The organism is Providencia sp. UF-224 (genome assembly GCF_058245955.1).
This window is the reverse complement of record NZ_JBSICC010000008.1, coordinates 91,214-105,020: the sequence shown is the minus strand read 5'-3', so window position 1 is coordinate 105,020 and position 13,807 is coordinate 91,214. Positions and strand designations below refer to the sequence as shown.

10 protein-coding genes and 1 pseudogene are annotated in these 13,807 nt (G+C 41.2%); 5 read left to right on the top strand and 6 right to left on the bottom strand.

Annotation, left to right across the window (positions count from 1 at the left end; genetic code table 11):
• Nucleotides 1-96: 96 nt before the first annotated feature.
• Genes fdoI through fdnG form a run of 3 tightly spaced genes read right to left on the bottom strand, consistent with a single transcriptional unit; the run spans nucleotide 97 to nucleotide 4,730 of the window.
• Nucleotides 97-738 (bottom strand): formate dehydrogenase cytochrome b556 subunit, encoded by a 642-nt coding sequence (fdoI, locus tag AC4IFO_RS10035; RefSeq protein WP_490734104.1) that lies wholly within the window; start codon nucleotides 736-738, stop codon nucleotides 97-99.
• Nucleotides 735-1,673 (bottom strand): formate dehydrogenase subunit beta, encoded by a 939-nt coding sequence (gene fdxH, locus AC4IFO_RS10030; RefSeq protein ID WP_272575124.1) that lies wholly within the window; start codon nucleotides 1,671-1,673, stop codon nucleotides 735-737. The genes fdoI and fdxH overlap by 4 nt, the downstream gene beginning before the upstream one ends.
• 9 nt (nucleotides 1,674-1,682) lie before the next feature.
• Nucleotides 1,683-4,730 carry a formate dehydrogenase-N subunit alpha gene (fdnG, locus tag AC4IFO_RS10025; protein ID WP_490733970.1) on the bottom strand — a complete coding sequence of 1,016 codons (3,048 nt, stop codon included), beginning with the start codon at nucleotides 4,728-4,730 and terminating at the stop codon, nucleotides 1,683-1,685.
• A 522-nt stretch (nucleotides 4,731-5,252) separates the two neighbouring features.
• On the opposite strand from fdnG, the gene AC4IFO_RS10020 reads away from it, so the two are divergent.
• The 4 genes from AC4IFO_RS10020 to AC4IFO_RS10005 all read left to right on the top strand — a co-directional run bounded on the left by AC4IFO_RS10020 (nucleotide 5,253) and on the right by AC4IFO_RS10005 (nucleotide 9,672).
• Entirely contained in the window at nucleotides 5,253-5,993 is a 741-nt protein-coding gene (locus tag AC4IFO_RS10020) for a MurR/RpiR family transcriptional regulator (RefSeq protein ID WP_490733968.1), read from the top strand.
• A 193-nt stretch (nucleotides 5,994-6,186) separates the two neighbouring features.
• Nucleotides 6,187-7,743: a PTS transporter subunit EIIC gene (locus AC4IFO_RS10015; protein ID WP_219245279.1), complete on the top strand. Its 1,557-nt coding sequence runs from the start codon at nucleotides 6,187-6,189 to the stop codon at nucleotides 7,741-7,743.
• Between the two features lie 14 nt (nucleotides 7,744-7,757).
• Nucleotides 7,758-9,128 carry a class-II fumarase/aspartase family protein gene (locus AC4IFO_RS10010; protein WP_490733966.1) on the top strand — a complete coding sequence of 457 codons (1,371 nt, stop codon included), beginning with the start codon at nucleotides 7,758-7,760 and terminating at the stop codon, nucleotides 9,126-9,128.
• 286 nt (nucleotides 9,129-9,414) lie between these two features.
• A complete protein-coding gene (locus tag AC4IFO_RS10005) occupies nucleotides 9,415-9,672 on the top strand; it encodes a hypothetical protein (RefSeq protein WP_490733964.1) in 258 nt (85 codons plus the stop codon).
• A 50-nt stretch (nucleotides 9,673-9,722) separates the two neighbouring features.
• Here AC4IFO_RS10005 and ytfE read toward each other — a convergent pair whose 3' ends face one another.
• Together ytfE and norV are read right to left on the bottom strand one after the other, a co-directional pair.
• Nucleotides 9,723-10,385: an iron-sulfur cluster repair protein YtfE gene (gene ytfE, locus AC4IFO_RS10000; RefSeq protein ID WP_490733962.1), complete on the bottom strand. Its 663-nt coding sequence runs from the start codon at nucleotides 10,383-10,385 to the stop codon at nucleotides 9,723-9,725.
• 60 nt (nucleotides 10,386-10,445) lie between these two features.
• A pseudogene (gene norV, locus AC4IFO_RS09995) lies at nucleotides 10,446-11,642 on the bottom strand (anaerobic nitric oxide reductase flavorubredoxin); the annotation flags it as partial.
• 183 nt (nucleotides 11,643-11,825) lie between these two features.
• Here norV and norR point away from each other — a divergent pair.
• Nucleotides 11,826-13,334, top strand: a complete 1,509-nt coding sequence (gene norR, locus AC4IFO_RS09990) for a nitric oxide reductase transcriptional regulator NorR (protein WP_490733960.1) — start codon at nucleotides 11,826-11,828, stop codon at nucleotides 13,332-13,334.
• Between the two features lie 25 nt (nucleotides 13,335-13,359).
• On the opposite strand, the gene AC4IFO_RS09985 is transcribed toward norR, so the two are convergent.
• Nucleotides 13,360-13,788: a hypothetical protein gene (locus AC4IFO_RS09985; protein ID WP_490733958.1), complete on the bottom strand. Its 429-nt coding sequence runs from the start codon at nucleotides 13,786-13,788 to the stop codon at nucleotides 13,360-13,362.
• Nucleotides 13,789-13,807 lie beyond the last annotated feature (19 nt).

The window sequence follows — 13,807 nt, the reverse complement described above, 5'->3', positions numbered from 1 at the left end:
AGGCACTAAGAAGAGGTGGGCTGTAAAGGGCATTTATGGGTGCAAATTTGCCAAACAGCACCATAAATGACGCTGCTTGGCGGTTTTAATTTACGGTTATTCTTTCTTCTCTTTCTCTTCTTCTAATACTTCGCGATACCAACGAGGATGGTGTTTCCTTGCCCACCCACGTGTCACCCAGCCTTCGACCATGCTACGAATCGAGCCTTTTACCCAAAAGGCTGCATAAGCATGAACAACAACCGTGATAATCAGAACTATAGCAGATAGTGAGTGCGCCAGTAATGCCGCGCGGATGATTGAAATCGAGAAATAATCCGCGAAATAAGGACGCCAAATAATAACTCCACTGACTGTGAGGATGATAAGGCACAGGCTGAGAACCCAATAAATCCCTTTTTGGCCAAGGTTATAATGACCAATATCGCCAGCTTCTTCATTACGTAAAACTTTATGAATGTTTTTAGCCCAAATAAGGTCTTGTTTATCCACAAAATTATATTTTAGGTATCTGAAAAACATAAAAATAAATAAGAATGCCATGACGCTACCGACAAACGGGTGCAGTAAACGTGATAATTGTGGCGTTCCTAAGATATTCATAAACCAGTTTAATGAGGGAAAAAAGAAACCTAACCCACTGAATGCCGTAAAGACAAAGGCAATGACGACTAACCAGTGATTAATACGCTCAGATGCATTATGGCGTAAAATTGTATCGCTGTTTTTTTTCATCAGTGTTGCTCCTCGTTATGCTCTGATTGTGCAGTTTGAGAAGCCGCTTCTTTATCTTTTCGCGCTTCTTCCTCATCTTCTTCTGTGGTGTGGTTTGGCCCGATACCAAAATAGTGGAACATTGCGCCAGCAAAGGTTGCCGCAAACCCAATTGCCGCAAGCGGTTTCCAAATTCCTTTCCAGAATTTTACCGTTTCACTGATTTCGGGATTGTCAGGGAGCCCGTGATAAAGATTGGGTTTATCTGCATGATGAAGAACGTACATTACGTGGGTTCCGCCGACGCCTTGGGGATCATAAAGCCCAGCATTTTGATAGCCGCGGGTATTCAGTTCAGAAACACGCTCTTGAGCAAGATGTTTCATGTCTTCTTTACTACCAAAATGGATGGCACCTGTTGGACACGTTTTTACACATGCAGGTTCTTGACCCACTTCAACACGATCGACACACAATGTGCATTTATAGGCACGGTTATCTTCTTTATTGATACGAGGAACATCAAATGGGCAGCCTGCGATACAGTAACCACAACCGATACAGTGCTCCGATTGAAAATCAACAATACCGTTAGCATATTGAACAATAGCGCCTTCCGCTGGGCAGGCTTTTAAGCAACCTGGGTCAGCGCAGTGCATGCAACCATCTTTACGGATTAACCATTCTAATTTGCCATTTTCTTCAACTTCAGAAAAGCGCATAACCGTCCAAGATTTTGCTGTTAAGTCGACAGGGTTATCATAAACACCAATATTGGTGCCCACTTGGTCACGAATGTCGTTCCATTCTGAACAGGCCACTTGGCAGGCTTTACAGCCAATACAGACCGTAACGTCAATCAGTTTTGCGACTTCTTCTTGATGGTTGCGAACTTGTGGTGCTGGTGTAAGGCTATTCGTTGCCGAACGGCGAATAATGTTTTGAGATTGCAGTGACATAATTTCTCCTTACGCCTTTTCAACATTGACTAAAAACGCTTTATATTCAGGCGTGAATGCATTTGCATCACCAACCGATGGCGTCAATGTATTGGCAAGGAAACCTTTTTGTGTTGCTCCTTCAAAGCCCCAATGGCAAGGGATCCCAATGGTTTCGACCACATTACCATTGATGGTTAATGGGCGAATACGTTTGGTGACTACGGCCTTGGCTTTAATAAAGCCTCGTTTGGCACTGACTTTGACTTCATCACCTTGTTTAATGCCTTTTTGTGAGGCTAATTGCTCACCAATTTCGATAAATTGGTCAGGCTGTGCAATGGCATTTAATAATGAATGTTTCGTCCAATGACGGAATAGCTCAGTGATGGAGTAAGTGGTTGCTACATATGGAAAATCTTTTGCATTTCCTAAATGCTCTTTATCATAGCTATATAAGCGGGCTACTGGGTTACGTGACACTTTTGGATGCAAAATATTATGTTCTACAGGGGATTCAAACGGTTCGTAGAATTCAGGGAATGGGCCGTCAGCCATTTTATCCACGGAGAATAAGCGACCGACACCCTCAGGTTGCATAATAAATGGCCCTACACCGCTGTTTGGCGGGGCATTACCAAAATCAGGAACATCAAAGCCCCCCCATTGGGTACCATCCCACTTAATGAGTTGGCGTTTTTCATCCCATGGTTTTCCACTTGGGTCGACTGACGCACGGTTATAGAGAACACGGCGGTTTTGCGGCCATGCGAACGCCCAGCCTGGGGTACAACCTAAACCGGATGGATCTGCATTATCGCGGTTTGCCATCTGATTGCCTTTTTCTGTCCAGCAACCAGAATAGACCCAGCAAAAACTGGCTGTTGAGCCATCGGATTTCAATTGGTGGAAGCCATCAAGCTGCTGCCCTTTCTTGAATAATAGCTTGCCGGCATCATCATAAATATCCTGCATCGCTTGGCCATTCGCTTCCCTCGCCACTTCTTCAGGTTGCGGGTCATATGGGTCTACATAGTTCCAAGAGAGATTCATTAATGGTTCAGGGCAAACACCGCCTTCTTCTTGGTATAGTTGGCGTAGGCGCATCAATAAATGCCCCAGAATTTTACCATCATGCCATGCTTGAGCGGGTGGTCGTGCGCCCGCCCAATGCCATTGTAACCAGCGGCCAGAGTTTGCGATTGAGCCATTTTCTTCAGCAAAACACGAGGATGGAAGACGGAAGACTTCGGTTTGAATATCGGCGGTATTGACGTCGTTCATCTCACCATGGTTTTGCCAGAAGTTTGATGATTCAGTGACCAGAGGATCGATAATGACCAGATATTTGAGCTTCGAGAGTGCTACGCTACATTTGTTTTTATCAGGGAATGCAGCTAATGGGTTAAAACCTTGAACGATATAGCCGTTCATTTTGCCATCAACCATCATTTGGGTTTGCGCCATGATGTCATAGCTCTTATCCCATTTAGGTAGCCAGTGATAACCCCATTCATTGGCTGCGGTGGCATTGTCACCCCAAAAGCTTTTCATTAAGCTAATGAAAAAATCGGGCGTTCTTTTCCAGTAGTTCACTTGGTCAGGCACGATTGAGCTTGGTGTGATTTGCGACAGATAGGTTTGTAGTGAATCCTGTTTCTCGTTGGGTAACGGCATATAACCCGGTAGATTCAAAGAGAGTAACCCTAAATCGCTATAACCTTGAATGTTGGAGTGGCCACGCAGCGCATTGACACCACCACCCGGCATACCAACGTTACCCAGCAATAGCTGGATCATACCTGCAGTACGAATCGTTTGTGCCCCACCTGTGTGGTGCGTCCACCCTAAAGCATACAAAATGGTCGACGTTCTGTCTTTGCCTGAAGTCGAGGCAAGTTGTTCACAAATATAGATAAAATCTTCAAGTGGTGTACCACATAAGGTCGTGACGACTTCAGGTGTATAGCGGGAAACGTGTTGCTTTAATAGGTTCCAAACACAACGAGGATGTTGAAGTGTTTCATCCTTGAGCGCATGGCCATTTGCATCGGTTTCATAATGCCAAGAGCTGCGGTCATATTGTTGTTTTTTATCATCAAAGCCGCTAAAAAGCCCATCATCAAAATGATAATCTTCACGAACGATTAATGGCGCATTAGTATAGGCTTTGACATACTCGTGTTGAATTTTATCATTTTCAATAAGGTAGCGGATAACACCGAGTAAAAATGCCGTATCTGAACCCGCACGAATTGGCGAATACATGTCTGCGACGGACGCGCTGCGGTTAAAGCGTGGGTCAACAACAATGACTTTGGCATTATTTTTGATCTTGGCTTCGATAACCCATTTGAAACCAACAGGATGTGCTTCCGCCGGGTTTCCACCCATAATTAAAATGACGTTGGCATTTTTAATATCAACCCAGTTGTTGGTCATTGCGCCACGACCAAATGTTGGGGCAAGTGCGGAAACGGTCGGGGCATGGCAGAGTCGGGCTTGGCAGTCGATAGCGAGCATGCCTAATGAGCGGGAGAATTTATTATCGAGAATCCCTGTTTCATTGCTCGCCGCAGATGAACACAACATGCCTGTTGTCAGCCAGCGGTTAACTTCTTGGCCTTTTTCATTGTGCGTAACAAAATTTTCATCGCGGTCTTTTTTCATTAAATGCGCAATTTTGTCTATCGCTTCATCCCATGAAATACGTTCCCATTTGCCAGAACCAGGTTTGCGGTATTCAGGGTATTTTAGGCGGTTTTCACTGTGAATATAGTCGATAAGGCCCGCCCCTTTTGGGCATAACGAGCCTCGGCTAACAGGGTGATCAGGGTCGCCTTCGATGTGATAGATATTTTTTTCTGCGTTTTTTGCGCCATCGCCTAAGCTGTACATCAAAATACCGCAACCCACGGAACAATAGGTACAGTTATTACGTGTTTCGACAGAGCGTAAGAGCTTATATTGGCGAGAACCTGCGAAAGATACATTTGGGGCAAAACCAAGTAGTGCAGCGGAAGTTCCTGCCATACCACCTGCACAGATCTTGAAAAAAGACCGTCGACTGACTTGCATCAGCGTCTCCTTGTTAATTGATAAGAAAGCCCAAGGCTAGGTCGTTAAAAACAACCTATCCGCGGCGAATTTCATTTTTCAATCATTCAAGACAGACCTGAGCATCATGTTCGAACTCAATGTAATGAACTACTACATAAAATGATGGGCACTGATTATAATTACTAAAAAAAATAAATCCATAGTAACAATATGGAAACAGTTAGGCAGAAAATTGCACAAAAAAAGGCGGCACTACCAAAGGATAATCGATAAACTCGCTCTTTGGCGGGCAATATGACTAGATCTGTATTACTTAGAGAAATATCTTAATAAACTAAGTTATTTTTTTAGAACATATTGTTTTAATTAAACAATTGTACCTTCTCACAAATTTACCTCCCTGAATTCTATATAAAGGCTCTATTTGGCGTATAATCAGCAAATTGATTATTTTGTGTTATTTCATCATTATTAATCATCATCACGTTGTTGGCCCCTGCGGTATAATGGGTTTTTTCGGCAAAATTGGTCAGGTGGGATATGTTGGAATTTTTAAAAAATTACGATAATTTAACGCTCAGCGAAAAAAAAGTTTTAAAATACCTGAACGACAATATTGCTGATATTCCATACTTAAATATCAATGATTTAGTGGCGAAAACGTATGTGTCTAAAACAGTCATTATTAACTTATCGCAGAAATTAGGCTTCAGTGGTTTTAAAGAGCTTAAATTTCAAATTAATAATTATATTCTGTCCAAAAACAAAGCTGAAAAAGTCACGCCTGCTTCCTACAAAAAACAACTCGAAAAAAACATTAATAAAAGCTTTACGCTGATCAATGAAGACCAAATTAACGATTGTGCGAATATCTTACATAAATCACGAAATATTTTTATTGTCGCGAGGGGAACCAGTAAGGCCGTGGGCTATTACCTTGAGCACTTACTCTTTGCATTAGGTCTGCACTGCTTTTTTATTAATGACTACAATTTATCTGATTCTTTCACTCGGCTCGTCAGTAAAGATGATACGGTGATATTTATTTCCCTTTCTGGTGGCACAAAAAAGATTATTGAAACCGCTAAAATTGTCCAATTAAAAGGGGCGAATATTATTAGTATGACGGCATTCAATACCAATGAATTAACCAGTTATACCGATAACACGCTTTTTTGTTTCGCAGACAGTTACGATACTAAAAGGGATGACACCAAGTCCCGAATCGGTTTTTTTATTTTAGTTGATTTACTTATCAATGAGTTAGAAAACCTACTTTAGGCGACTTTCTTAACTTACCCTTCCTATATTACTGCCTTTTTATTGTTATTTCTCGCGTTAGTGCTGTTTCAAAATGACCTAGGTCATAATTTATGACCTAAGATAATTTTTAAAACCGGGACATCATTTCTTTTATAAAACCCCCAAGCTAGTATGCCTTTAATTCTAATAATAGAAGTCATAAGGAAAAAGTATGGCCAGAAGAAAGTTTGGTGAATCTATCCAACGCTTTGGGAGAACATTACTCCTTCCGATTGGTGTGCTTGCACCTATCGGTATGATATTGGGTATCAGCGGTGCGTTAGTGCAAACGTATATGATTGCACGCTTTCCTTTCCTCGGAAATGAAACAGTTAACGCTCTATTAGTTAGCATTCGTTCTATTGCAGGGGTGATTTTCGATAATATCCCATTGCTGTTTGCGATGGGGGTCGCTTATGGGATGAGTCAGAGAGATAAGGGGATAGCCGTTTTTGCGTCGGTGGTCGGTTACTTATCCTTGATCATTACCATGAATATTTGGTTGGTACTCACTGGCAAGCTCGCTGATGCAGCGATTATGAGCCAAGTGGGGCAGATCAAAGTCCTTGGAATACAAACCCTAAATATCAGTGCCGCGGGGGGGATCATTACCGGTTTAATTGCCTCTTGGGCGACTGACAAGTTCTATAACCTTGAGCTTCCAACCGCATTTGCATTCTTCTCTGGTAAAAAATCAGTGTCCATTATCATGATTGGTTTAATGATCATGGTCGGCGCATTGTTACCGTTTATCTGGGAAGTCTTAGTTCAAGGTTTAATGAAGCTATCCGCCGTGTTCTTGAGTCCAGTTGGGCCATTCTTTACCGCAGGTGGTGAGCGTTTATTCATTCCGTTCGGGTTGCACCACGTCTGGAACGTGTTGTTCCGATTCACGGAAGCGGGCGGTACTTATGTTATTGATGGACAAACTTTTGTTGGTGTTGTTCCTGCATTGACTGAAGTGTTATTCAAACAAGGCCCTAACAGCGAATATTGGGCAATGATGCCAAGTTTGACCCGCTTTATGGCGCAACAGCAAATGTTAGTAACGCTGTTCTTATTCCCTGCAATTGCACTGGCAATTTACAGAACATCGAAGAAAGAAAACCGCGCAGAAGTGAAGTCGATGTTGGTGACAATGGTATTGACTGCGATGCTGGGTAACGTGACCGAACCGCTCGAATTTACTTTCGTATTTATTGCGCCACTGCTGTATCTCATTTACGCGATTATTGTCGGTATTGGGGCGGTATTACTTTCTTTCGCGGGTGTTGCTATCGGTTATATCCGAGGAACGGTATTCGACTTCACGATATTTGGATTGCTATATGAGCACACCAACTGGATATTCTTGGTCATCATTGGTAGCTGTTTAGCCGTCGTCACTTACTTTATTTTCTACTGGGCGATTATTAAATTTGATATCAAAACCCCGGGTCGTGAAGAGTCTAGCAATCTGAAAAATACCTTAATTAAAGAAAAACGTTATGGCGAAATTGCAGAAATTTTAATCCAAGCGTTAGGTGGCAAACAAAATATTCGTAACGTAGATAACTGTATTACTCGTATGCGTATTGATGTTGGCGAAGTGAATCAAATTGATAAAGATTTAATGTTGGAATCAGGATGTACCGCATTCTTCTTTCCATCGGCAAACCATGTCCATGTCGTTTATGGGCCGAAGGTTGAATTCGTTCGCAATGCTGTTGATGAAGCAATGAAGAAATAAAGAAGGGATACGAAATGAGAGCATTATACGATTCTAAAAGTAAAACCATTGATGACCGAGGTATTAAGGCGCTTTTATCTGATGAAGCGAAATATACGACTTGGTTAATGTTTGAATCTATGTTGGCTCAAGCACAGGCGGAGCAGGGGTTTATTCCCCAATCCGCAGCTGATGAAATCAAAGAAAAGGCGATTATTGAAAATATTGATTTCGAAGAAATGAGCCGTATTTACCAAAAAATTGGCCATGGTTTTGTGCCTTTTCTGAAAGTATTAGTAAATGCATGCTCAGAAGAGAGTGGTAAATATATCCACTACGGTATTACCACGCAGAATATTCAGCAAAGTTCCCAGCTGTATATGATGAAAACAGTACACAACAAATTTATGTTGTTGCTGAGTGAAATCATTGAGAACTTATCGGGGCTGGCAGAAAAAACCAAACATATGGTCATGCCGGGTCGAACCCATGGACGCCATGCAATTCCGATCACTTACGGTTATAAAGTGTCGGTATGGATCAGTGATTTTATTGATTGTTATCAGCGTATGAAAGAGTGTGAAAAGCGCGTCTTCACCATCATGATGGGCGGAGCGGTTGGGGCATTTAACTCTATGCCGGGTATTGGTTTAGAGGTACAAAAACGCGTCGCTGAGCTAACGGGCATGCATGCGATGGAAGTTCCATCGAGAAACCTAAGTACCCATAAATTAGAATATATGGCGAACTTGGCGCTGATGGCGAATATCTGCCATAAAATTGGCGAGGAAGTTTACAGCACCACATTGGAAGAAATTGCTGAGGTTTCTGAAGGGTTTACTAAGGGGACGGTGGGCAGCAGTACCATGCCGCACAAGATTAACCCAAAACTTGCGAAAGGGATTATTGCGAACTCACAGAAATTGTACTCTTTGCCAAGTGTGGGGATGTACTCTGCCGTGCGTCCTTATGAAGGTGACAGTAGCTCTTATATGTTATTCGATGGCTTAATTGAAGAAGCGTTAGAATTAACGACAGAAATTCTTTTAAGAACTGAAGAGCTTTCAAGAACTCTCGTTCCTCATGAAGATAGAATGTTACATAACGTATTGAGGAATAAAGGGCTAGATAATACTGAATACGTCATGATGAAAATGGCAGAAAAGCTGGGGAAAGACAAAGCCCATGAGCTGCTATATGAAGAAGCGATCAAGACCGCAGCGGATGGTGAGGATTTCTATACCAACCTGACCAAAAACAGTGTGATTTCAGCCGCTTTTAGCAATGATGAAATCAAAGCGATGCTCGACCCGCGTTCTTATATTGGTTTGTCCGTTGAGATAGCAGAAAAAGAAGCAAAACGAGGCTTAGCGATTTCGCAAGAAATTAAAAAAAGCTACCAATAGCAATCAATTAAAAATGATAAAAGAGCGACCTATTTATTAGGTCGTTTTTTTTTGATAAGAAATAATAGCGTATAACTGATTATGTTTTTTTAAGTTGTACTAATTGATGAGTTTTTCATTTAACGCTTTTTTATTTATACATAGATAAGGCATCTCATCTGTTGAGCCGTCATTTTTACTCTCTTAAATAAAGGTGAAAATAATCTATGTCTAAACAATACCGTTTTACAGCCAAAGCTGTTGATTTTCATTACCGAATATTAAAAATGCAAATAGAGATGAAAGTGTGATTCATATCCATGCGACAGGTTCTTTTGAAAATGAGGAGGAAGTAAAAAAAATACACTTTATCCTCAATGATTTGGCGATAAATTCTGCACCTTTTACCGCTCTGCTTGCATTTGTTTTTGGCTCAAAAGGGGTTGATGCAAAAACAGGATTTACTCCACCGACTAAACTGGTTTTCACCTGTACAGAGAATGAGTTAAATGAAGGTTTATTTGATGTGGTATCTTTAGGTTTGGAATCAGAAGGCCTTTGGTAAAAATATTATCGCTGCTCTTTACTAAGCAGCGATAATATGTGGAAAAACGCTTACTCGCCTGCTAATGCCCTTGGGAACAGTAAGTTGTTTTCTAAGTTAATATGATTCATTAAATCATCAATTAACTCATTGATTCCATTGTAAAGTACACGCCAAGTGGTACAGGCTTCCGCGGGAGGTGTCACGTTATCTGTGATGCCTTTAATCGCTTCTAATAAATCTCCAGCATCATCATGTTCCTGTTCCATGACGCTAATTGGACCCGCTGCATTTTGCCCTAACCCATTTTTAATCATTGGGAACAATACACGTTCCTCTTTCATCATATGGCTGGTTAATTCTTCAAGCAGGGCTTCAAGGTATTTTGCCAAGCCACTCGGAACGGTGGGTTTATTAGCATGAACTCTCTCGACTTTTTGTGCTTGCAAAATAAGTTCAGGTAATTGCTCTCTGTGTCTATCGTGATAACGAACAATAATAAAATCAATAAGTTCATCTAGCGGAGCCGCTCGCCAGTCTTTTTCTAATGTTTCATTTGATAATTCTGCTAATTGTTTTTCTAATGCTTCAATGTCTAAATTCAATTTTTCTGCACTTCGGCTGAGCGTTTGTTTTCCGCCGCAGCAATAATCCATATTGTATTGGCGAAAAAGCGCGGATGCTCTTGGAATCGATAAGGCAAGCTGGCCAAGTGTTTTATCTCTTAATTGCATGTGAGGTGTCCTCTATAAAATCATAAAATTCTGATCGTGCTTTGGTCAGTGTGGTTATGCAGATAAAGCCCATTTACGTGCAATATCTCGGCCATATTCACGGCAGCTTTCTAGCGTTGCGGTATCTGGTTTCCATTTTGCTTTTAATGACAGAGCTGTATCAAACCCTGCATCCATTAGCCGCGTTTGTACCCGATCAACGGCGCCGCCATTCCAGCCAAAGCTACCAAATGCAGCCGCTTTTTTATTTAAAAACCGTAACCCAGACATTTCTTCAAGCATGCCTGCAATCTTTGGCATCATCACATTGTTCATGGTTGATGTGCCGACAAGGGTGCCTTTAGAACGAAATACATGTGTAATAATGTCGTTTTTGTCACTTTTTGCGATGTTGAAAATCTTAACCGCCACATTCGGGTCAGCCTCATTAATGCCCTGTGCAATGGCATCGGCCATTAAACGGGTATTATTTGACATGGTATCGTAGAAAATTGTGATGCGGTCTTCTTGATAATCAGCCGCCCATTTCAAATACAATTCAACAATTTGCGTTGGATTATCTCGCCATACCACACCGTGTGACGTTGCAATCATATCGACGGGTAGATTAAAGCCTAAGATCTCATTAATTTTCGGGGTTACTAAGCGACTAAAGGGTGTCAGAATATTGGCGTAATAGCGCTGACATTGATCAAACAGTTCATTTTGATCCACTTCATCGTTGAATAATCGTTCATCACAATAGTGTTGTCCAAATGCATCATTACTAAAAAGAACGGCATCGTCAGTAAGGTAAGTCATCATGCTATCTGGCCAGTGAAGCATAGGTGTTTCAATAAATATCAGCTGCTTATTGTTACCAATATCAAGGGTATCCCCTGTTTTGACGACATTAAAATTCCATTCAGGGTGATGATGGTGACCATTGATTGAGTCAATAGCGTTTGCGGTGCAATAGATAGGCGTGTTAGGAATATAGCTCATGAGCTCAGTTAAGGCACCTGCGTGGTCTTCTTCCGCATGATTAATAACAATGTAATCGATATCATTTAAATCAATCTGGCCACGTAGATTTTGCACAAATTCGCGGCTAAATTTATGATCTACCGTATCGATAAGGACATTTTTCTCCTCACAAATCAAATAGCTGTTATAGCTACTTCCTTTGAGTGTTTTGTACTCGGTACCATGAAAATCGCGCACTTCCCAATCACGCTGACCTACCCACTGAATATTGTTTTTTACATGAATCGCCATATTAATTTTGTCCTATATTTCTTTGGAGTATACAAAGACATAATCAATATCCATGCCATGTTTTTATCTATTTGATTTTAATGTAAATAGTGATTTCAAGGTAAAATAAATATGTCATAATGACTATATTAAAATGAGTCATTATGACTATAATGATAGTCAAATTGACTATGAGGAATGATGATGGGTTTTTCTGTCGATGCATTGGCACAAATCGCGATTGAACTGCAAAGTGGTATTGAACACCCAGACCGCTTTCAACGGCTTATTACCACATTGAGGCAATCCCTAAAATGTGATGCTTGTGCATTGCTTCGTTATGAGTCAGGCCAATTCATACCCTTAGCAATTGATGGCTTAATGGCAGATGTGTTGGGAAGACGCTTTTTATTAGAAGGGCACCCACGACTCGAAGCAATTGCACGCGCTGGGGATGTGGTACGTTTCCCCGCGGATAGCCAACTCCCAGACCCTTATGATGGTTTAATTCCACATCATCAACACCTTAAAGTGCATGCCTGTGTAGGGCTACCTTTATACGCAGGGCAAAATCTTATCGGTGCATTAACCTTAGATGGACTGTCTCCTGACCAATTTGATGCCTTTAGTAATGAATCATTGAGGTTAATTGCTGCACTTGCAGCGGGGGCTCTAAACAATGCCTTGTTGATTGAACAGCTTGAAAATCAAAATGTTTTGCCAAATCAACCAGCCTTATTTAAACCGACAGGGCAAACTGAAATCATTGGTTTATCCCTGCGAATGCAGCAATTAAAAAAAGAAATCGAGATTGTTGCAGCCTCTGATCTGAATGTACTGGTGGGCGGTGAAACGGGAACAGGGAAAGAGCTAGTCGTTAAATCCATTCATGAAAAATCACTCCGCGCAGATAAGCCATTGGTGTATTTAAACTGCGCGGCCTTACCTGAAAATGTGGCTGAAAGTGAGTTATTTGGTCACGTGAAAGGGGCATTTACTGGAGCAATAAGCCATAGAAGCGGCAAGTTCGAGATGGCAGACAATGGCACACTGTTTCTTGATGAAATTGGTGAGCTGTCATTATCATTGCAGGCAAAATTATTGCGTGTTTTACAATATGGCGATATTCAGCGGGTGGGGGATGACCGTAGTTTACGGGTTAATGTACGGGTATTGGCAGCAACAAACCGTGATTTGCGCGAAGAGGTTTTAGAAGGGCGTTTCAGAGCAGACTTATTTCATCGGCTCAGCGTGTTCCCATTATTTGTTCCGCCATTAAAAGAGCGGGGCGAAGATATTATTTTGCTTGCGGGGTATTTCTGCGAACAATACCGCCAACGTTTTAATTTATCGAGTGTGGTATTAAGCTCATCATTGCAAATGTATTTGCTTAATTACGTGTGGCCTGGAAATGTCAGGGAATTAGAGCATGCTATCCACCGTGCAATTATACTTGCTCGGGCATCTACTCATACAGGTGATGTTATTTTACAGCCACACTACTTTACGTTTAATCACCCTGAGCAGGTAGTTGACCAGCCACTCACGCTACCAGTGGGCACTAACTTGCGTGATGCAACGGATGATTTTCAACGTAAAATGATTACGCAAGCCTTGGAGCTTAATCATTATAATTGGTCGGCAAGTGCTCGCGATTTATCATTAGATATTGCAAATTTACACCGATTAGCCAAGCGATTAGGGTTGAAGTAATTAGGAGTAATAGATAATAAACTTATTACTGCATTGATAAAACAGGCAGTGATATTTTTTCTGAAGAAAGCAGAGGTAGTGGAACAATTTTATTTGTCATCATAATTAACGCCTCGTCTTTTTCGATTCTGACACTAATTCCTAATGGTTTTTTATTGGTCATAAGATGGTCTGGAATATTCGCTTTAAAATAAACAACACGACTAACTTTATTTGTTTTAAAGTGATAGCTATAGGTCTCATTATTAGAGGAAACTATATCTAATGGACTGATGGATAATGTTATTTCAGCATTATCAGGGATATTGGCATGTGAATAGATATCTCCCTCAAGACGGTAGTCAGAATCGAGTAGTCTGTTTTGCGAAAATTGACTGCAACCAAACAGTAAGCCAACAAAAGCGAGAATAAATAAAACGTTAATATATTTTTTTAATGTATTGATAAAAAACATGATTAATTTCTTCTATATA